The sequence below is a fragment of the Sulfitobacter sabulilitoris genome (assembly GCF_005887615.1).
GTDB classification, from domain to species: Bacteria; Pseudomonadota; Alphaproteobacteria; order Rhodobacterales; family Rhodobacteraceae; genus Sulfitobacter_E; species Sulfitobacter_E sabulilitoris.
Genome location: NZ_VANS01000003.1, coordinates 102,495 through 119,823 on the forward strand (window position 1 = coordinate 102,495; position 17,329 = coordinate 119,823).

Genomic DNA, 17,329 nt, shown 5'->3' on the forward strand with positions numbered 1-17,329 from the left:
TCGTCATTGCGCGGGCGTGGTGGGTTTGCGGTCGGGCTTGGGCGCGCGGCGCATCCGCGCGGCCAGGAACATCCGCTCAAGCGGCATCCGCACCATGTTGTCGAGCGCTCCGGTGAACAGGATGACCAGCGCTTGGATGACCACGATCAATTCGCGCGGGATAGATGTCCAGAGTGCCAGTTCGGCCCCGCCCTGATAGAGAAACCCGAACAGAATCGCGGCCAGGAACACGCCCAAGGGGTGACTGCGCCCCATCAGCGCAACGGCGATTCCGATAAAGCCGGCGCCCTCGACCGCGTTGAGCACCAGCCGCTCTGCCTCGCCCATGACGTTGTTGATCGCCATCATCCCCGCCAGCGCACCGGATATCAGCATCGCCACCATCGTGATCTTGACGGGCGAGATGCCGGCGTATTTCGCCGCACTTTCGGAATGGCCATAGGCGCGGATCTCATAGCCCAGCTTGGTGCGCCAGATCAGCACCCACAGCAGGATGCAGGCTCCGACAGCGACCAGCAGCGACACGTTGGCGGGCGCCGCCTTGGAAAACGAAATGCCCAGTGGCGTCAGCATGTCGTGCAGCGTGGGCAGATGCGCCGCCTCGGGAAAACGGGCCGTGGCGGGGTCCATGCTGCCCGCCGGGCGCATCAGGTTGACCAGCACATAGTTCAGCACGGCGGCGGCGATGAAGTTGAACATGATCGTCGTGATCACGATATGGCTGCCGCGCTTGGCCTGCAAAAAGGCCGGCACCGCGGCCCAGGCCGCGCCGAATAGCCCGGCCATCACCGTCGCGCCGACCAATGCCAGCGACCAATGCGGCCAGGGAATGTACAGGCATGCCAGCGCCACGCCCAAGCCGCCCAGCGTCGCCTGGCCTTCGCCGCCGATGTTGAACAGCCGGGCGTGAAAGGCGATCGCCACGGCCAGGCCGGTGAACATGAAGTTCGTCGCGTAATACAGCGTATAGCCCCAGCCATAGGTGCTGCCCAGCGCACCCGACACCATCAGCTTGACCGCCGCCACCGGGTCTTCGCCGATGGCAAGGATCACCAGCGCGGACAGGATCGCGGCCAGCAGCAGCGAAATCAGCGGCACGAGGATGACCTCGGCCCATTTCGGCATCACATCCATCTGTTACGCTCCCACCCCGGCCATCAGCAGGCCCAGTTCTTTCTCGTCCGTCTCGGCGGACAGGCGTGTGCCCATGATATGCCCGTCGAACATCACCGCCACCCGGTCCGACAGGGCCAGGATCTCTTCGAGCTCGACGCTGACCAGCAGGATCGCCTTGCCCTGGTCGCGCAGGGCGACGATTTGCTGGTGGATGAATTCGATCGCACCGATATCCACGCCGCGCGTCGGCTGCCCTACCAGCAACAGGTCCGGGTTGCGCTCGATCTCGCGGGCCAGAACGATCTTTTGCTGGTTGCCGCCGCTGAAATTCTTGGCGGCAAGGTTGGGGTCGGGCGGGCGCACGTCAAAGCGTTCCATCTTGCCCACCGTGTCGCGCCGGATGGCGGCGTTGTCCATCAGCAGACCCTTGGAATAGGCCGGATCGCGGTGATAGCCGAAGGCGGTGTTTTCCCATGCGTGATAGTCCATGATCAGACCCTCGCGCTGGCGGTCCTCGGGGACGTGCGCGATGCCGCTGCGGCGCCGCGACTGCCCGTCGGAATGTTTGCCTGACAGATCGAGCGGCTGACCGCTGACCACGATGTCGCCCGTGCCCACCGCATAGCCGCCCAACACCTCGAGCAATTCCGACTGCCCGTTGCCCGCCACGCCCGCGATGCCCACGATCTCGCCCGCGCGCACCTGCAGGTCGATGCCCTTGACGCGCTCGACGCCCTGTTCGTCGATCACCCGAAGGCCCTTGATGTCCAGCACCACCTCGCCGGGGGTCGCTGGCTTTTTATCGACCCGCAACAACACCTTGCGCCCCACCATCAGCTCCGCCAGTTCGGCGGGCGAGGTCTCGGCGGTCTTGACGGTCGCCGTCATTTCGCCGCGGCGCATGACGCTGACGGTATCGGTCGTCTCCATGATCTCGCGCAGCTTGTGGGTGATCAGGATGATCGTCTTGCCCTCTTCGCGCAGGCGGCCAAGGATGCGGAACAGCTGGTCGGCCTCGGCCGGGGTCAGCACGCCTGTCGGTTCGTCCAGGATCAGGATATCGGCCTGCCGATACAGCGCCTTGAGGATCTCGACCCGTTGCTGCATGCCGACGCCGAGGTCCTGGATGACCGCGTCGGGATCGACGTTCAGCCCGTATTCCTGCTCGAGCTCGACCAGCGTCTTGCGCGCCTTGGACAGCGAGGGCTTCAAAAGGCCCCCGTCTTCGGCGCCCAGAATGATGTTCTCCAGCACCGTGAAATTCTCGACCAGCTTGAAATGCTGGAACACCATCCCGATGCCGGCGGCGATCGCGGCCTGGCTGTCGGGGATGTCAGTTTTTCGCCCGGCGATGAAAATTTCGCCCGCGTCGGCCTTGTAAAAGCCGTAGAGGATCGACATCAGCGTCGATTTGCCCGCGCCGTTTTCCCCGATGATCCCGTGGATCGTGCCGGGCTGCACACGGATCGAGATGTCCTTGTTGGCCTGAACCGGACCGAAGGCCTTGGAAATCCCCTTCAGTTCAATAGCCGGGGCGGCAGTTTCCTGCCGCCCCAAAGTGTCGCTCGCGGTCATGTTCAGAAGCTCAGAACAGGGCAGCTGTCGTCGGACATGTAATCATGCACGGTGATCTCGCCGCTGGCGATCTTGGCCGCGGCCTCGTCCACCATCGCCTGCATCTCGGCGTTGACCAGCTCGGCGTTGTTCTCGTCCATCGCATAGCCGACGCCGCCGTTCGCCAGACCCATGACGTTAAAGCCCTTTTCCATGCCGGGGCCGTCCTTCATCGCCTGGTAGACGGCGTTGTCGACGCGCTTGAGCATGGAGGTCAGGACCTTGCCGGGGTGCAGGTAGTTCTGGTTGCTGTCCACGCCGATCGACAGGATGTTCTCGTCGGCGGCCGTCTGCAGCACGCCCACGCCGGTGCCGCCCGCCGCGGCATAGACCACGTCGGCGCCCTGGCTGATCTGCGCCTTGGTCAGCTCGGATCCCTTGACGGGGTCGTTCCACGCGGCAGGTGTCGTGCCGGTCATGTTGGCAACCACGTTCGCGTCGGGGTTCACAGCCTTCACGCCCTGGGCATAGCCGCATGCGAATTTGCGGATCAGCGGGATGTCCATACCGCCGATGAAGCCGACCGTGTCGTTCTCGGAGGCCATCGCGGCCATCATGCCCACCAGATACGACCCCTCGTGTTCGTTGAAGACGACGGACCGGACGTTGGGCGCATCGACCACCATGTCGATGATCACGAAATCGGTGTCGGGGTAATCGCCCGCGACCTGACCCAGTGCGTCGCCAAAGGCAAAGCCGGTCATGATGATCGGGTTCGATCCGGCCTCGGCAAAGCGGCGCAGCGCCTGCTCACGCTGGGCTTCGGACTGAAGCTCGATCTCGCGGAACGACTCGCCTGTCTCCTCGGCCCAACGCTGCGCGCCGTTGAATGCCGCCTCGTTGAAGGATTTGTCGAACTTGCCGCCAAGGTCAAAGATCAGTGCGGGTTCGGCAAGGGCCGCCCCGGCGCTCAGCGCCAGCGTGGCGGTCGCGCCGAGGAATTTTTGCATAAGGGTCATGTGGTGTCTCCCAGTTTTCATATGTTGGGGCAAAGACGCAGGCCTGCGGGCCGCGCATCGCCGCCCGGGGTCGAGCAGATCGGATGTGATCCGGCGCAATTTAGCGCGCAGCCACAGGGTAGGGTCAACCGCTTTCTGCCGTGCCCGGCTTGGTTTACGCTTCGTGACCCCGCGTGAGCGTCGCGCGCATCAGCAGCGCATCGACCGGAGCGGTGTCTTTGCGCGTATAATAGCCGGTCCTGCGGCCGGCCGGCGCGAATCCATGCGCCGCATAAAGCGAAATCGCGGGCGCATTGTCGGCGGCGACCTCCAGAAAGGCTTCATCGGCATCCGCGGCGGACATCCAGATGCGCATGAGTTTGCGCGCGTGGCCCTGCCGATGGTGGTCGGGGTCGACCGCAAGGGTCAAAAGCTCTGCCTCGCCCGCCACGGCGCGGATCAGCGCAAAGCCCTGCGGCGTGGCATATGTGCTGACGTGCGGCCCTGCGATCAGCGCCTTGAACTCGTCCTCGCTCCAGCTTCGGTCATGCGGAAAGGCGCGCGCATGAATCCGCGCCATCGCCGCCGGTGTCACGACAGGATCACTGGCGGGGCATCGCGCGCCGGCGCCGCGTCGGCGGGCCGAAGATAGAGCGGCGCAGGCCGGGTCGTGGTCGTGGAAAACCGGGACGCGGTCAGACGTGCGATCGCCTCGGCCACGGGCAGCGCGGGCGGCCGGCCATGCGCGCCGATCAGCGGGCCGTCATGGGCGGGAAGTTGGGACAGCGAATGCAGGCCGGGCGCATCTGCAAGGCCGGTGGCGCCAAAGACCTGGACGAACACCTGATCGCGTCGAGCATCCACCGCGCAGGCGCAGGCGCCCTCTGTGCCAAAGCGCAGCGCGTCAAAGGCGCTGACGCCCACCGCCGGAATACCCAGCCCCAAAGCCAGCCCGCGCGCCGCCGACACCGCGATGCGGATGCCGGTGAAATTGCCCGGCCCGATGCCCACGCCCACCGCCGCAAGGTCGCCGGCCCCGTGTCCGTGGTCGGCCATGATGTCGTTGCACAGACCCAATAGGCGCTCGGCCTGGCCTTTGGCCATCGGCTCGACCACGCTGGCAAGCAATCGGTCACCCGACAGCAAAGCGGCCGCGCAATGCGCGGCCGATGTGTCAAACGCCAGAATAAGCGGTGGCTTACTGGGCAACCGGGCGCACCTCTGTCACCTCTGGGATGTAGTGGCGCAGCAGGTTCTCGATCCCCATCTTCAACGTCAGGGTCGAGGACGGGCAGCCCGCGCAGGCCCCCTGCATGTGCAGGTAAACCACACCGCGGTCAAAACCGTGGAAGGTGATGTCGCCGCCATCCTGCGCCACGGCGGGGCGCACGCGGCTGTCCAGCAACTCCTTGATCTGGCCCACGATCACGCCGTCTTCGCCATCATGCTCGGCATGGCCGGACACGGGCGTATGATCGCCTGCCATCACCGGTTGGCCGGATTGGAAATGCTCCATGATGGCCCCCAGAAGGGCGGGCTTGATATGGTCCCACTCGATCGCGTCATCCTTGGTCACGGTCACGAAGTCGGTGCCAAAGAAAACGCCGGTCACGCCGTCAACCGTGTAAAGGCGCGTCGCAAGCGGCGACTTGTCCGCCGTATCCGCGCTGGGAAAATCGGCGGTGCCCATTTCAAGCACGGTCTGACCCGGCAGAAACTTGAGCGTGGCGGGGTTGGGCGTGGATTCGGTCTGGATGAACATGAGAGGCCTCCTGAGGTTACCGCAGATATGCGGATGCGAGCGCAAACTGTCAAGGTTTGGAACCATTCTAAAGCCGAATGCCCGCCATGAAAATACTGCGCGGCGGATCACTATTCCTCTTCGCAGGTGGCCGGGTTGGGCGTATATCGTCGCGCATTGGTGCATGAGTCGCCCGCCCCGGAGAGGACGCTGCGATTGCGCTGCACCCTTTCTTGGAGACTGAAATGGATTTTCTGTCGGGTGTCAGTTGTCTGGCGGCTGGACTGCTTGTGTATGCCTTTGGGTATGGGGCGCACCGCCGCCCCGTGCCATCGCGCTGGACCCGTTTGCCGGGCGCGACGATGGCGGTCTGCCTGATCGCGATCTACCTCGTGCCTGTTGGGCTAGGCCTGATCGGGCTGGCGGCGGTCCACCCGCTCGAGGAATTGGCGTCGATGACCGCAGCCATGACGCTTGTGACCGTCGGAATCGTCGCGCTTGCTGTTGTCGGGGTGCCGCTGGCCCTGCGCCCGGCCAAGGGGGCGATGATTTACGGGGCCGGACAACGCCCCGCGCTTGTGGCGGATCACCCCGCCGCCGCGCCTGCGGGGCCGGCACACGCCGCATAGGCAATGCCGCACCTGACCCGGCGCGCCGGGTCAGGTGATCGCTTCGAGCTTTTCCTTGCTGAGATCACCGGGCACGATCGTGATCGGAATGGGCAGACCGCCCGCGTTGCGCGTCAGATGCGAGATGATGGGGCCGGGGCCCTTCTTGTCGGTGCCCGCGCCCAGCACCAGCACGCCGATTTCGGGGTTGTCGCGGATCTGTGCCAGGATTTCCGTCACCGGCTGTCCTTCGCGGATGACCAGATTGGGGTCCACGCCCTGCTTGTCGCGCATCCACTTGGCGAAGACCTCGAAATGGGCGTGGATGCGCTCGCGCGCCTCTTCGCGCATCACCTCGCCGACGCCGATCCAGTGGTTGAACTCCTCCGGCGGGATGATCGACAGGATTTCCACGCCCGCGCCGGTCTTGGCCGCGCGCATCGCGGCAAACCGCATGGCGTTCAGGCATTCGCGGCTGTCATCCAGAACGACAAGAAACTTACGCATGGTCTTGGGTCTCCCTCAGGGCGGGATCATGGCGACAGATCCGGTGCCGCGCAATCGCAATCTGGCGGCCCCCCGACAGCGCTGGACAGCCCCGCGCCAAGCGCGCATCCTCGCACGACCTGCCACCGGATAGGACGCCGCCGCATGAGCCTGCACAGACTGATCTATGCCTCGCGCCCCTTCGGCTTCGACGCGGGTGTTCTGGCGGGCATACTGATCACGGCGCGGGCGCACAATGCCCGCAACGACATCACCGGGGCGTTGATCTGCCGGTCGGATATCTACCTGCAACTGCTCGAAGGGCCCGGTGACGCCGTGCACGCGACCTTCGACCGGATCAAGCAGGACGACCGGCACGTCGAGGTGAAGACCCTGCACGATGCGCCGAGTGGCGAGCGGATATTCGGGCGATGGGCCATGCGGCACGACCCCTTCACCTCATGGATGTGGACCCGCCAGGAGTTGCAGGACGGGGCCGTCCAGGGCGCAAGCGCGCTTGAGGCGCAGGCCATCTTTACGCGGATCGCCAGTCAGCCGGATTAGACCCGTTCGCTTGCGGCCCAGTCCCAATACATCTCGCGCACCCGCCGGGTGACCGGGCCGATCTGGTACTGCGTGTCATCCAGTGCCTTGACCGGTGTGACTTTCATCATGTTGCCCGACAGGAACACCTCGTCGGCGTCATGGAAATCGGCAAACCCCAGCACGGTTTCATGCACCTTGATGCCATCTGCACGCATGTTTGCCATGTGGCGCGCGCGGGTGATGCCCGCCAGGAACGTGCCGTTGGGAATGGGGGTAAACACCTCACCGTCCTTGACCATAAAGACATTCGCGGTTGCCGTTTCGGCGACATTGCCAAGCGCGTCGGCCACCAGCGCGTTGCCAAACCCCTTGGAGCGCGCTTCGGCCAGCATCCGGGCGTTGTTGGGATACAGGCAGCCTGCCTTGGCGTTCACCACGTTGTCGTCCAGCACGGGACGGCGGAACCGCGTGGTGGTCAGCGTCGTCGCGGCCTCCGGCGGGGCCATCGGGATCGCCTCCAGGCAGATGGCGAACCCGGTGGCGTTCTCGCGCGGAACGATGCCCAGCTCGTCGCCCTCGAGCGCCCAGTACATCGGCCGGATATAGACCGCGTCGTCGGATCCGTAGCTGCGCAGCCCCTCGCGGGCGATCTCGATCATCTGGTCGGTCTCGACCGTGGGCGTGATCATCAGCGCGGCGGCGGACCGGTTGACCCGTGCGCAATGCGCCGCAAGATCCGGCGCCAGCCCACCGAACAACCGCGCCCCGTCGAAAACCGTCGTGCCCAGCCAAGAGCCGTGGTCGGCGGCCTTCATCACGGGCACGTCGCCATCATGCCAGCGGCCTTCGAAATAGGTTTTGATCTTGGTGCCGGTCGCCATGTTCGCCCCTCCTGGTTGATCGGCGCAGCCTAGGCGCGGTTAGGTCAGTCGTCCAGACCTAAGTTAGCGCCGCACGGTGCGGTAAATGCCTTCGGGCAGGTTCAGCGCGGCCTGCAAGTCCGACAATTGCTCGGGCGACAGGCGGATGGTGAGCACGCTGTCGGTGCGCGGATCGTATTGGTTGATCAGCACCGCGCTTTCGGTGGCGTGTACGCTCACGTCCTCCTGCAAGGGGCTGTGACCCTCGTCCACGAGGGTGATCACGGTGGCGTCGAATTCATGCTCGATGGTAAACATGAGGTCAGACTACGCCATAGGCGGAGCTTTGCAAGCTGCAACAAAGCTGCGTGATCGGGGCTGGCAGCGCCGCGGCGGCGTGGTACAACAAGCGCCAAAACGTTGGTTCCGCAAAGGACGTCGCCCATGATTTCAAGACTTTTGGCCGCAACCGCCGCCGCCCTCGCGCTGGCGGCCTGCGATGTCACCACATCCACCTACAGCGGGCCGATCCCCTCCGCTCCGGCCAGCACGCCGACCGCAAGCGGGCCGACCCTGTCCGCCAATCAGGCCGCCCGCGCCTTCGTGCAGGTGGTCAGCACGGTGGAGCCGGTGGCCGAACGCGAATGCCGGGCCCGCACGACAAGCGTCAACTGCGATTTCAACATCGTGGTCGATGACCGCCCCGGCCAGCCCGCCAACGCCTACCAGACGCTGGACCGCAGCGGCCGCCCGGTGATCGCCTTCACCCTGCCGCTGATCGCGGATGCGCGCAACGCCGACGAACTGGCCTTTGTGATGAGCCATGAGGCCGCGCACCATATCCAGGGCCATATCGCCCGCCAACAACAGAATGCCGTGGCCGGTGCGGTGATCTTTGCCGGGCTGGCAACCCTGTCGGGCGGCAACACCGACGCGGTGCAGACGGCGCAGCGTGTCGGCGCGCAGGTGGGCGCACGCAGCTATTCCAAGAATTTCGAGCTTGAGGCCGACGCGCTGGGCACGATCATCAGCGCGCGTGCAGGCTACAACCCGGTCAGGGGCGCGCAGTTCTTTACCCGCATTCCCGATCCGGGCGACAAGTTCCTCGGCACGCACCCGCCAAATGCCGACCGCCTCGACACCGTGCGGCGGACTGCTGCGGGCCTGTGAGCCCGAAGGCCCCGCAGGTCATCCGACTGGGGCAGGTGCTCAAGGATCGCGGGTCGAAATACGCGGTGTCCGGCACGCCGGTGACGGGCCGTGCGGATATCGACGCGGCGCTGAAATCGCTGTTGCGTGACCGCGCCTATGCCAAGGCCACGCACAACACCTGGGGGGCCGTCCTGACCGACGGCGGCCCGGTCAAGGGCGACGACGGCGAAACCGGCGCGGGCATGGTGATCCTGCGGATGCTGGAGCGGGAAGGGCTGACCGATCATCTGATCGTCGTCACGCGCTGGTACGGCGGCAAACATCTGGGCGGCGACCGGTTTCGCCATGTCCAGACCTGCGTGCGCGACTATCTCGATGCGCTCGCGCCGTAGCCGTCAGGCGGACAACGACGTGACCCCGACGGCAATGGCGCCGTAGAAACACGCCGACGCCCCCAGCACGAAGGCATGCCAGATGGCGTTCTGATAGCGCATCGCCTTGGCCGCAAAGACCACCGTTCCAACGGTATAAAGCGCACCGCCCGCACAGATCAGCGCGATCGCCGTGCCGGGCAAGGCCTGCCACATCGGCCAGATCAACAGCACGCTGGCCCACCCCAGCGCCAGGTAAAGCGCCAGCGACCCACGTGCGTCGGTCGCCCAGATCGACAGCTTGGCAACCGCGCCGGCCAGGGCCACCAGCCACACCAGTGCCAGCACCACATACCCAAAGGCCGACCCGATCAAAACGACCAGCGGCGTGTAGGTGCCCGCGATCTTGAGGTAGATCGCGGCGTGATCGATCCGGTGCAAAAGAGGACGGGTGCGATCCCAGGGCAGCAGATGATAGGCGGCCGACGCGCCAAACGACAGCAGCATCATCGCGGCATATAGGATGACGGCCGTTGTCGTACCCGCCTGTGCCGCTGGCGCCGTCTGCATCAGCAGCGCCACGACGGCGATGATCGACGCACCAAGGGCGAGCGCATGCACCGTACCGTCCGCAATCGTCTCTTCGCGTGAATAGGGATAAGCCATATTCACGAACTTAGAAGCGTTCAGGCGTTTGCCAAAGCGTTTCGTGGGGTCAATCCTGTGTGGCGCAGGCGGTTCATCGCCTAGGCCTTGCCGCGTTTCAACCGTGACTTGTGCCATGCGAACAGCAGCGGCGCGAGAACGTGATCATAGGCCAGAACCGCAGTACCATGCAGGATCGGAAGGCTGACGACACGGGCCAGCCAGCGATAGCGCGGCATGTCTTTCCACAAGGCGATGAACGCGGGGATGCCATCGAAAATCTGTCCGTCCTTGCGCACATGCAGGCGCCGTGCGGCCTGCGCCGGGGTCAGCCCCCAAGCCTCAAGCTCTGCCGTGGTCAGATCCTCGTAGACGACCGGCAGGTCACGCGCTTCGGTATAGCGCTGATAATGCTCGATTTCGCGGCTGCAGACCGGGCAGCTTGCATTGTAAAGAACGGTGGTCGGTTGTTGATGATTCATAAGTAGAGAAATAGGCCGCCCGGACCCTGCATCGAAGCGCCGTTTCGTCGCAGCCGCTCAACGCGGTTTGTTTCCGTCGATCCAGCGTGCCATCAGCGTCTTGTCCTGAAAGCACTCGCGCGGAATATCGCGGCGTTTTATCCGCGCGATCCGCTCGGCAAAGGCGACCTGCCGCGACGATGGATAGCTGGTAAATCGCCCCTCCGGCACTTTCGGTCTGTGCGCCTCTATCCATTTCGACAGAGCCGCGCGGTCCGTGGCCCCGGGCATCGCATCCCCGGTCCTGAGCGCCAATTGCCGCGCGTAAAGCATCTGCTTGTGCGTGGGCGGCAGGGCGGGCTCAACGGCCTCGGCACCCTGCCGATGGCTGAATAATCCGGGGAATTCTGGTTGCAGGGACATGCTCTGCCCTCCTTGTGACGACTTATCCACAAGATAGAACAAAATGAGAACATTATCAACAGGCGTTCCGAATGGCGCTCAGCCCTGTGCGGACCGGATTGTCATCGCCGGGTCAGAGCCTGGAATGAGATCCGTCGCACAGCGGCGCATTTCCGGTAGCCTTGCAACCACACAAGAACACGCGTTTGTCCGCTTCGGCGGTGTATTTCACCGGCGCAAGCCCGGTGTCCTTGTGCGATCCGTCGCAGAACGGCTGATTGGCGGATTTACCGCAGGCGCACCAGAAATAGGTCTTTCCGGCGGTCACCTCGACCGGAAAGGGCGACCTCTGGGCGATAATCGGGGTGTCGGGCATCGGGGTCTCCTGCAAGTTGCCAGCGCCCAAGCCTACCGTGCCCGCGCGCGAAAGGACAGCGTTGCAGTACCCGGCGGGCAGCCCTCAGGCCAGCCGCCCCCAAAGATCGTATTCGCCCGCTTCGTCCACGTCGACCGTGACGATATCGCCGACGCTCAGCGCTTCGAACCCCTCGTCGATAAACAGGTTCCCGTCGATTTCGGGCGCGTCGGCCTTGGTGCGGCAGGTGGCGGCATCCTCGTCGATCTCGTCCACGATCACATCCATGCGCCGACCGACCTTGGCGGCCAGCTTGGCCTCGGAAATGCCCTGGGCCTTTTCCATGAAGCGGTCCCAGCGCTCCTGCTTGACCTCGGGGGCAACATGATCCGGCAGGGCGTTGGACCGCGCACCGGCGACGTTCTCGTACTGAAAACATCCCACCCTGTCCAATTGCGCCTCGTCCAGCCAATCAAGCAGGGTCTGGAACTCCTCCTCCGTCTCTCCGGGATAACCGACGATAAAGGTCGATCGCAGGGTGATATCGGGGCAATCGCGCCGCCACGCCGCGATCTCATCCAGCGTGCGGGCCGCGGCGGCGGGCCGGGCCATGCGTTTCAGGACATCGGGATGCGCGTGCTGGAACGGGATGTCGAGGTACGGCAGCACCAGCCCGTCGGCCATCAGCGGGATCAGGTTGCGCACATGCGGATAGGGATAGACGTAATGCAACCGCACCCAGGCGCCCAACGACCCGAGGTCGCGCGCCAGATCGGTAATATGCGCCCGGTGGCCGCGATCTGTCGCATGTTTGATATCGACGCCATAGGCCGAGGTGTCCTGCGAGATGACCAGCAGTTCCTTGACGCCGTTCTCGACCAGCTTTTCCGCTTCGCGCAGCACGGCATGCGCCGGGCGCGATTGCAGCCGTCCCCGCATGTCGGGAATGATGCAGAACTTGCACTTGTGATTGCAGCCCTCGGAAATCTTGAGATAGCTGAAATGGCGCGGTGTCAGGCTGACGCCCGAGGCAGGGAGCAGATCGACGAACGGATCGGGGCTTGGCGGTACGGCGGCATGGACCGCATCCAGCACCTGTTCGTACTGATGCGGCCCCGTCACCGCCAGGATGCGGGGGTGATGCGCGCGGATATACTCCGGCTCCGCTCCAAGACAGCCGGTGACGATGACACGGCCATTCTCCGCCAGCGCCTCGCCGATGGCCTCAAGGCTTTCGGCCTTGGCGCTGTCGAGGAATCCGCAGGTGTTGACGATAACCGCATCGGCGCCGGCGTAATCGGGCGACACGCCGTATCCTTCGGCCCGCAGCCGCGTCAGAATACGCTCTGAATCGACCAGCGCCTTGGGGCAGCCAAGGCTGACCATGCCGATGGTCGGCTGGCCCGCGCGGGACGGATCGGCGCGCCCCGGCGTGGCGGCGGCATCGTCAAACTGCGCTTTTGGCGCAAGGTCGGGACGGAGGGTTGGTGGGTTTGTGCTCATGGCCTGCCTATACGCGATGTCTGCGACGTCGGAAAGGCTTGAGCACACCTGTCCGAGCCCCTAGCGTCAAGGAGGCCAGTACCGGGAAAAGGGGACCGACATGAAGTGGATTTTGCGGGGGATCGGGCTGATCCTGTTTGTCGTCCTCGTGGCGGTCGTGTCGCTGATGTTCCTGCCCGCCGACCGCATCGCGCGCATTGCCGCCGATCAGCTGCGAAGCTTCACCGGGCGCGACGTGACGATCACCGGCGACGTGTCGATGACATTCTGGCCGGTGCTGGGCGTCAGCGCCGGCGGGCTCGAGGTCGGCAATGCCAGCTGGACCGACAAGGGCCCGATGCTGACGGCGGCCAATGCCGCGATCGGCGTCGATGCCATGAGCCTGCTGCGCGGCGATATCCGCATCACCAACATCGAGGCCACGAGCCCCACGATCCGGCTCGAACTGCGCCGGGATGGCCGGGCAAGCTGGCAGTTCACCGACGCCAGCGGTGCGGCGCAGATCGAAACCGCAACCACCCCCGCGCGGCCCGCGCGCCCGATCGGGATAGAACGGCTCAAGGTCACGGATGCGCGGCTGATCTATGACGCCGAAGGCAGCGATCTTGTGGCCTATGAAGGTGTGGACCTGACACTGGACTGGCCCGAACGGCTGGGCACGGCAGAGATCACCGCGACGCTGCGCCCGGCGGGCGAGGCCGTCACCGTAACGGCGACGATTGACCGTTTCGCCAGCTTCATCACCGGCGCGGTCCAGCCCGTGGTGGCCGAACTCGCCACCGGCGGCGACACCCTCGGCTTTGACGGGCGCGCCAGCACTTCGGGCGCGGTCGCGGGCGCCTTGCGCTTGGCCACCACCGACACCGGCGTCTTCCTGCGCAACATCGGCCTAAGCGGCGCGGACCTGCCGCAGGGCCTGGGCCGGAGCATCGACATGCGCACGGATCTGACGCTGACCCCCGACCGGCGACTGGCCCTGCGCGATCTGGTGGCGGATCTGGGTGGGAACCGGGTGACGGGGGCCGCCGACATCACGCTGCGCGGCGTCCCGCAGGTCAATGCGCAACTGAACGCCGGGGCGCTGGATCTGACGGGGGCCACGGGCGGCAACACGGGCGGCGCGGGCGGCGGCAACGGCAACGTGGCCCCGGCTGGCAGCGGCTGGCCCACCGACCGCATCGACGCCGGCGGCCTTGCTGCGTTCAACGGCGAAATCGCGCTGCGGGCAGACAGCATCGACCTGGGCGGATTGCGGGTTGGCGCGACGCGGGCGCTGGTGCGCAACGACCGGTCGCGCATGGTCATCGAATTGCGCGAGGTCGCGGCCTATGCGGGTCAGGTGACTGGCGAATTCGTGATGAACAACCGCTCCGGCCTGTCGGTCGGTGGCACGCTCAACGCCCGCGGGATTGAAATGCAGCCGCTCTTGACCGATGCCGCCGGTCTTGAACGGTTCAACGGCAGGGGCGATGCAGATCTCAGTTTCCTGGGCAGCGGCGCTTCGGTGGATGCGATCCTGAAATCGCTGTCGGGCAAGGGGGCGATCAAGGTCGGCCGCGGCACGATCACCGGCATCGATCTGGACCGGCTGATGCGCGCGGGCGATGCGGGCGGCGGAACGACGGTGTTCGACAGTCTGGGGGCAAGTTTCGACATCGCGGGCGGCGTGCTGCAAAACGATGACCTGTTGCTGTTGCTGCCCAATTACCGCGCGACCGGCACCGGCGTGATCGACATCGGTGCGCAGACCCTCGACTACCTCGTCACGCCCACGGCGCTGCGCGCCAACGCGGGGCGCGGCGTTGCGATCCCGGTGCGGATCGTCGGGCCCTGGTCCGCACCGCGCATCAAGCCGGACCTGCAGGCGGTGATCGACCTGAACTTCGCCGCCGAGAAACAGGCGGTCGAGGCGCGCGCCAAGGACAAGCTGCGCGAAACGCTCCAGCAAGAGCTGGGCGTGTCGCAGCAGGACGGTCAGACGGTCGAGGACGCGGTCAGGGACAAGGTCGAGGACAAGCTCAGGAAAAAGCTGTTCAAACTCCTGGAATGAACCGGCTTTGATGTCCTTTGGCTGCAAACACCTCCGCCGGAGGCAATAAATCTTTTCGGGTGCTCCGAAAAACTTTCTTGCCTTCGGCGACGGTATTTTTGTCCATTTGGAATGGAACGTGGCGGATCAGAACGTCTGGTCGTAGTCGCCGACATTGGCCTCGGTGCGGATGACGGCGTCCAGATCCTCGAAAATGGCGCGCAGTTCATCCTCGGAGGCGGGGCTTTCGCAGACCACGACGAGGTTGGGTGTGTTGGACGACGCGCGCACCAGGCCCCAGGCGCCGTTGTCGAGGATGACACGGGCGCCGTTCACGGTGACCACCTCCTTGATCGGGCGGCCCCCCAGTGTCTCTCCCGCGGCGTGCCTGGCCACCAGCTTGTCCACGATCCGAGCCAGCGTGTCGTATTTCTCGGTGTCGGGGCAGAATGGCGACATGGTGGGCGTCGACCAGGTTCTGGGCAAGGCGCGGCGCAGATCGGACATGGATTTCGTCGGGTTGCGGTCCATCAGCTTGCAGATTTCGACCGCGACGCGCATCCCGCAATCATATCCGCGCCCGATCGGTTCGGCGAGAAAGTAGTGCCCCGATTTCTCGAACCCCGCCAGCGCGCCGATCTCCTTGACGCGTCGTTTCATGTGGCTGTGACCGGTCTTCCAGTAGTCCGCCTTGGCACCATGCGCCTGCAACTCCGGATCGGAGGCGAACAGCCCGGTCGATTTGACATCCGCAACGAAGGTCGAGCCGGGGTAGAGCCTGGCAAGGTCGCGCGCCATGATGACGCCCATCTTGTCGGCAAAAATCTCCTCTCCCTCGTCGTCGACCACGCCGCAGCGATCGCCGTCGCCGTCGAAGCCCAGTGCGAAATCCGCGCCCGAGGCTTTGACCGAGGCCGACATGTCGTGCAACATCTCCATCGCTTCTGGGTTCGGGTTGTAGTTGGGAAAGGTGTAGTCGAGCCGGTTGTGGCTATCGACCACCTCGACGCCGAGCCGTTCGAAGAGTTCGGGCGCGAAGGCCGACGCGGTGCCGTTGCCAGTCGCGCACACGACCTTGAGCTTGCGGGTCATCTTGAAGTCGCCGACGAGGTCATCGAGGTAGGCCTCGCGCACGCCGTGGATGAACTCGTACCCGCCGCCCGCGCGCGTCTCGCCCGCACCGGACAAAACGATCTCGCGCAGCTCGTCCATTTCGTCGGGGCCGTGGGTCAGGGGGCGCTCGAAGCCCATCTTGACACCGGTCCAGCCGTTGGGGTTGTGGCTGGCCGTGACCATCGCCACCGCGGGCGCATCAAGATGAAACTGTGCGAAATAGGCCATCGGCGACAGTGCCGGGCCGATGTCCTTGACCGTGATCCCGGCCTGCATCAGCCCCAGCATAAGCGCGTTCTTGATCGACAGCGAATAGTCGCGATAATCGTTGCCCACCGCGATCACCGGTGCGATCCCGCGGCGGTGCATCTGCGTGCCAAGCCCCAGGCCAAGCGCCGTCACGCCAGGCAGGTTGATTTCGTCGGGATATTTCCAGCGGGCGTCATATTCGCGAAACCCTGTCGGAGCGATCATCGGGTCGCGCAGGAATTCCCAAGTGTTCTGGGCAACGGTCGTCTTCGGTTTGGTCACGGGTAAATCGCCTTTGTATCACATCAGAACGTCAGGGGGTGCGCCTTGGCCAGGGCGTCGAATTGCATCAGCGTCCTGATCAGGCCGGGCATCTGATCGAGGTAGATCATGTTGGGCCCGTCCGAGGGCGCGCGATCCGGGTCTTCGTGGGTTTCGATGAACACCGCGGCCACACCGACCGCCACGGCGGCGCGGGCCATCACGGGTGCGAATTCACGCTGCCCGCCCGATGATCCGCCCTGTCCGCCCGGTTGCTGCACGGAATGGGTGGCGTCCATCACCACCGGATAGCCGGTCGCGGCCATCTGCGGCAGGCTGCGCATGTCCGCGACCAATGTGTTATAGCCAAATGACGTGCCGCGCTCTGTCAGCAGGATGCGCCTGTTGCCGGTGGATTCGATCTTGGCCACCACGTTGGGCATGTCCCAGGGGGCCAGGAACTGCCCCTTCTTGACGTTGATCGCGGCCCCTGTTTCGCCGGCCGCCAGCAGCATGTCGGTCTGGCGGCACAAAAACGCAGGGATCTGCAGGATGTCGGCGGCTTCTGCCGCCACCGCGCATTGCGCCTCGTTGTGGACGTCCGTCAGCACCGGCACACCGATGGAGTGGCCCACCGATTGCAGGATCTTGAGCCCCTCGTCGAGCCCAAGGCCCCTAACACCCTTGAGCGATGTGCGGTTCGCCTTGTCGTAGGATGCCTTGAACACGAACTGCGCGCCCGCCGCGTCGCAGGCTTCCTTCATCTGACCCGCGATCATCTGTGCGTGATCGAGGCTTTCCAATTGGCAGGGCCCTGCGATCACGGTCAAGGGGCGGTCGTTGCCAATGACCAGATCGCCGACGGTTACGTGTGTCATG

At 65.0% G+C, this 17,329-nt stretch carries 21 protein-coding genes; 5 read left to right on the top strand and 16 right to left on the bottom strand.

Annotated features, from left to right (window positions below):
• Positions 1-3 precede the first annotated feature (3 nt).
• The 6 genes from FDT80_RS12760 to FDT80_RS12785 all read right to left on the bottom strand — a co-directional run bounded on the left by FDT80_RS12760 (position 4) and on the right by FDT80_RS12785 (position 5,430).
• Entirely contained in the window at positions 4-1,134 is a 1,131-nt protein-coding gene (locus tag FDT80_RS12760) for an ABC transporter permease (protein WP_138662699.1), read from the bottom strand.
• A gap of 3 nt (positions 1,135-1,137) precedes the next feature.
• Entirely contained in the window at positions 1,138-2,691 is a 1,554-nt protein-coding gene (locus FDT80_RS12765; protein WP_138662700.1) for an ABC transporter ATP-binding protein, read from the bottom strand.
• A gap of 2 nt (positions 2,692-2,693) precedes the next feature.
• A complete protein-coding gene (locus FDT80_RS12770) occupies positions 2,694-3,689 on the bottom strand; it encodes a BMP family lipoprotein (RefSeq protein WP_138662701.1) in 996 nt (331 codons plus the stop codon).
• A 154-nt stretch (positions 3,690-3,843) separates the two neighbouring features.
• A complete protein-coding gene (locus tag FDT80_RS12775) occupies positions 3,844-4,263 on the bottom strand; it encodes a GNAT family N-acetyltransferase (RefSeq protein ID WP_246039944.1) in 420 nt (139 codons plus the stop codon).
• Positions 4,260-4,877 (bottom strand): tRNA (adenosine(37)-N6)-threonylcarbamoyltransferase complex dimerization subunit type 1 TsaB, encoded by a 618-nt coding sequence (tsaB, locus tag FDT80_RS12780; RefSeq protein WP_138662702.1) that lies wholly within the window; start codon positions 4,875-4,877, stop codon positions 4,260-4,262. Before tsaB ends, FDT80_RS12775 begins: the two co-directional genes overlap by 4 nt.
• On the bottom strand, positions 4,867-5,430 hold the full coding sequence (locus tag FDT80_RS12785) for a NifU family protein (RefSeq protein WP_138662703.1): 564 nt from the start codon (positions 5,428-5,430) through the stop codon (positions 4,867-4,869). Before FDT80_RS12785 ends, tsaB begins: the two co-directional genes overlap by 11 nt.
• A 224-nt stretch (positions 5,431-5,654) precedes the next feature.
• On the opposite strand from FDT80_RS12785, the gene FDT80_RS12790 reads away from it, so the two are divergent.
• Positions 5,655-6,038: a hypothetical protein gene (locus tag FDT80_RS12790; RefSeq protein WP_138662704.1), complete on the top strand. Its 384-nt coding sequence runs from the start codon at positions 5,655-5,657 to the stop codon at positions 6,036-6,038.
• 30 nt (positions 6,039-6,068) lie between these two features.
• Here the strand turns inward: FDT80_RS12790 and FDT80_RS12795 are convergent, their stop codons facing one another.
• The gene (locus FDT80_RS12795) at positions 6,069-6,524 is read right to left on the bottom strand and encodes a universal stress protein (protein ID WP_138662705.1); all 456 of its coding nucleotides are present in this window, start codon (positions 6,522-6,524) and stop codon (positions 6,069-6,071) included.
• A gap of 144 nt (positions 6,525-6,668) precedes the next feature.
• Here FDT80_RS12795 and FDT80_RS12800 point away from each other — a divergent pair, with 144 nt between their 5' ends.
• Positions 6,669-7,067 (top strand): BLUF domain-containing protein, encoded by a 399-nt coding sequence (locus FDT80_RS12800; protein WP_138662706.1) that lies wholly within the window; start codon positions 6,669-6,671, stop codon positions 7,065-7,067.
• Here FDT80_RS12800 and FDT80_RS12805 read toward each other — a convergent pair.
• Both FDT80_RS12805 and FDT80_RS12810 read right to left on the bottom strand, forming a co-directional pair.
• On the bottom strand, positions 7,064-7,930 hold the full coding sequence (locus FDT80_RS12805) for a branched-chain amino acid aminotransferase (protein WP_138662707.1): 867 nt from the start codon (positions 7,928-7,930) through the stop codon (positions 7,064-7,066). The two genes, FDT80_RS12800 and FDT80_RS12805, sit on opposite strands and share 4 nt — an antisense overlap.
• Positions 7,931-7,993: 63 nt before the next feature.
• Positions 7,994-8,227, bottom strand: a complete 234-nt coding sequence (locus tag FDT80_RS12810; protein ID WP_138662708.1) for a hypothetical protein — start codon at positions 8,225-8,227, stop codon at positions 7,994-7,996.
• Positions 8,228-8,353: 126 nt separating this feature from the next.
• Here FDT80_RS12810 and FDT80_RS12815 point away from each other — a divergent pair, with 126 nt between their 5' ends.
• Positions 8,354-9,079: a M48 family metallopeptidase gene (locus FDT80_RS12815; RefSeq protein ID WP_138662709.1), complete on the top strand. Its 726-nt coding sequence runs from the start codon at positions 8,354-8,356 to the stop codon at positions 9,077-9,079.
• Complete coding sequence (locus FDT80_RS12820; RefSeq protein ID WP_138662710.1) at positions 9,076-9,453, top strand: YigZ family protein; 378 nt, start codon at positions 9,076-9,078, stop codon at positions 9,451-9,453. The genes FDT80_RS12815 and FDT80_RS12820 overlap by 4 nt, the downstream gene beginning before the upstream one ends.
• Positions 9,454-9,456: 3 nt before the next feature.
• Here FDT80_RS12820 and trhA read toward each other — a convergent pair whose 3' ends face one another.
• From trhA to rimO, 5 genes are all read right to left on the bottom strand, one after another.
• Positions 9,457-10,098, bottom strand: a complete 642-nt coding sequence (gene trhA / locus FDT80_RS12825; RefSeq protein ID WP_138662711.1) for a PAQR family membrane homeostasis protein TrhA — start codon at positions 10,096-10,098, stop codon at positions 9,457-9,459.
• Between the two features lie 80 nt (positions 10,099-10,178).
• Entirely contained in the window at positions 10,179-10,559 is a 381-nt protein-coding gene (locus FDT80_RS12830) for a thiol-disulfide oxidoreductase DCC family protein (protein WP_138662712.1), read from the bottom strand.
• Between the two features lie 57 nt (positions 10,560-10,616).
• The gene (locus tag FDT80_RS12835; RefSeq protein ID WP_138662713.1) at positions 10,617-10,961 is read right to left on the bottom strand and encodes a hypothetical protein; all 345 of its coding nucleotides are present in this window, start codon (positions 10,959-10,961) and stop codon (positions 10,617-10,619) included.
• Positions 10,962-11,073: 112 nt separating this feature from the next.
• Positions 11,074-11,316 (bottom strand): CDGSH iron-sulfur domain-containing protein, encoded by a 243-nt coding sequence (locus FDT80_RS12840; RefSeq protein WP_138662714.1) that lies wholly within the window; start codon positions 11,314-11,316, stop codon positions 11,074-11,076.
• An 84-nt stretch (positions 11,317-11,400) separates the two neighbouring features.
• The gene (gene rimO, locus FDT80_RS12845) at positions 11,401-12,798 is read right to left on the bottom strand and encodes a 30S ribosomal protein S12 methylthiotransferase RimO (RefSeq protein ID WP_138662715.1); all 1,398 of its coding nucleotides are present in this window, start codon (positions 12,796-12,798) and stop codon (positions 11,401-11,403) included.
• Positions 12,799-12,898: 100 nt separating this feature from the next.
• Between rimO and FDT80_RS12850 the strand changes: the two genes are divergently transcribed.
• Positions 12,899-14,848, top strand: a complete 1,950-nt coding sequence (locus FDT80_RS12850) for an AsmA family protein (protein WP_138662716.1) — start codon at positions 12,899-12,901, stop codon at positions 14,846-14,848.
• A 126-nt stretch (positions 14,849-14,974) separates the two neighbouring features.
• Here FDT80_RS12850 and FDT80_RS12855 read toward each other — a convergent pair whose 3' ends face one another.
• Positions 14,975-16,414, bottom strand: a complete 1,440-nt coding sequence (locus FDT80_RS12855) for a phosphomannomutase/phosphoglucomutase (protein ID WP_425472014.1) — start codon at positions 16,412-16,414, stop codon at positions 14,975-14,977.
• 80 nt (positions 16,415-16,494) lie between these two features.
• The gene (gene kdsA, locus FDT80_RS12860; protein ID WP_138662718.1) at positions 16,495-17,328 is read right to left on the bottom strand and encodes a 3-deoxy-8-phosphooctulonate synthase; all 834 of its coding nucleotides are present in this window, start codon (positions 17,326-17,328) and stop codon (positions 16,495-16,497) included.
• Between the last annotated feature and the right edge of the window lies 1 nt (position 17,329).

Coding starts and splice junctions, on each gene's coding strand:
- FDT80_RS12805 (WP_138662707.1), bottom strand. CDS start 7,930: ATGGCGACCGGCACCAAGATCAAAACCTATTTCGAAGGCCGCTGGCAT.
- FDT80_RS12840 (WP_138662714.1), bottom strand. CDS start 11,316: ATGCCCGACACCCCGATTATCGCCCAGAGGTCGCCCTTTCCGGTCGAG.
- FDT80_RS12765 (WP_138662700.1), bottom strand. CDS start 2,691: ATGACCGCGAGCGACACTTTGGGGCGGCAGGAAACTGCCGCCCCGGCT.
- FDT80_RS12835 (WP_138662713.1), bottom strand. CDS start 10,961: ATGTCCCTGCAACCAGAATTCCCCGGATTATTCAGCCATCGGCAGGGT.
- FDT80_RS12785 (WP_138662703.1), bottom strand. CDS start 5,430: ATGTTCATCCAGACCGAATCCACGCCCAACCCCGCCACGCTCAAGTTT.
- FDT80_RS12850 (WP_138662716.1), top strand. CDS start 12,899: ATGAAGTGGATTTTGCGGGGGATCGGGCTGATCCTGTTTGTCGTCCTC.
- FDT80_RS12810 (WP_138662708.1), bottom strand. CDS start 8,227: ATGTTTACCATCGAGCATGAATTCGACGCCACCGTGATCACCCTCGTG.
- kdsA (WP_138662718.1), bottom strand. CDS start 17,328: ATGACACACGTAACCGTCGGCGATCTGGTCATTGGCAACGACCGCCCC.
- rimO (WP_138662715.1), bottom strand. CDS start 12,798: ATGAGCACAAACCCACCAACCCTCCGTCCCGACCTTGCGCCAAAAGCG.
- FDT80_RS12815 (WP_138662709.1), top strand. CDS start 8,354: ATGATTTCAAGACTTTTGGCCGCAACCGCCGCCGCCCTCGCGCTGGCG.
- FDT80_RS12790 (WP_138662704.1), top strand. CDS start 5,655: ATGGATTTTCTGTCGGGTGTCAGTTGTCTGGCGGCTGGACTGCTTGTG.
- FDT80_RS12800 (WP_138662706.1), top strand. CDS start 6,669: ATGAGCCTGCACAGACTGATCTATGCCTCGCGCCCCTTCGGCTTCGAC.
- FDT80_RS12770 (WP_138662701.1), bottom strand. CDS start 3,689: ATGACCCTTATGCAAAAATTCCTCGGCGCGACCGCCACGCTGGCGCTG.
- trhA (WP_138662711.1), bottom strand. CDS start 10,098: ATGGCTTATCCCTATTCACGCGAAGAGACGATTGCGGACGGTACGGTG.
- FDT80_RS12760 (WP_138662699.1), bottom strand. CDS start 1,134: ATGGATGTGATGCCGAAATGGGCCGAGGTCATCCTCGTGCCGCTGATT.
- FDT80_RS12830 (WP_138662712.1), bottom strand. CDS start 10,559: ATGAATCATCAACAACCGACCACCGTTCTTTACAATGCAAGCTGCCCG.
- FDT80_RS12795 (WP_138662705.1), bottom strand. CDS start 6,524: ATGCGTAAGTTTCTTGTCGTTCTGGATGACAGCCGCGAATGCCTGAAC.
- FDT80_RS12855 (WP_425472014.1), bottom strand. CDS start 16,414: ATGATCGCTCCGACAGGGTTTCGCGAATATGACGCCCGCTGGAAATAT.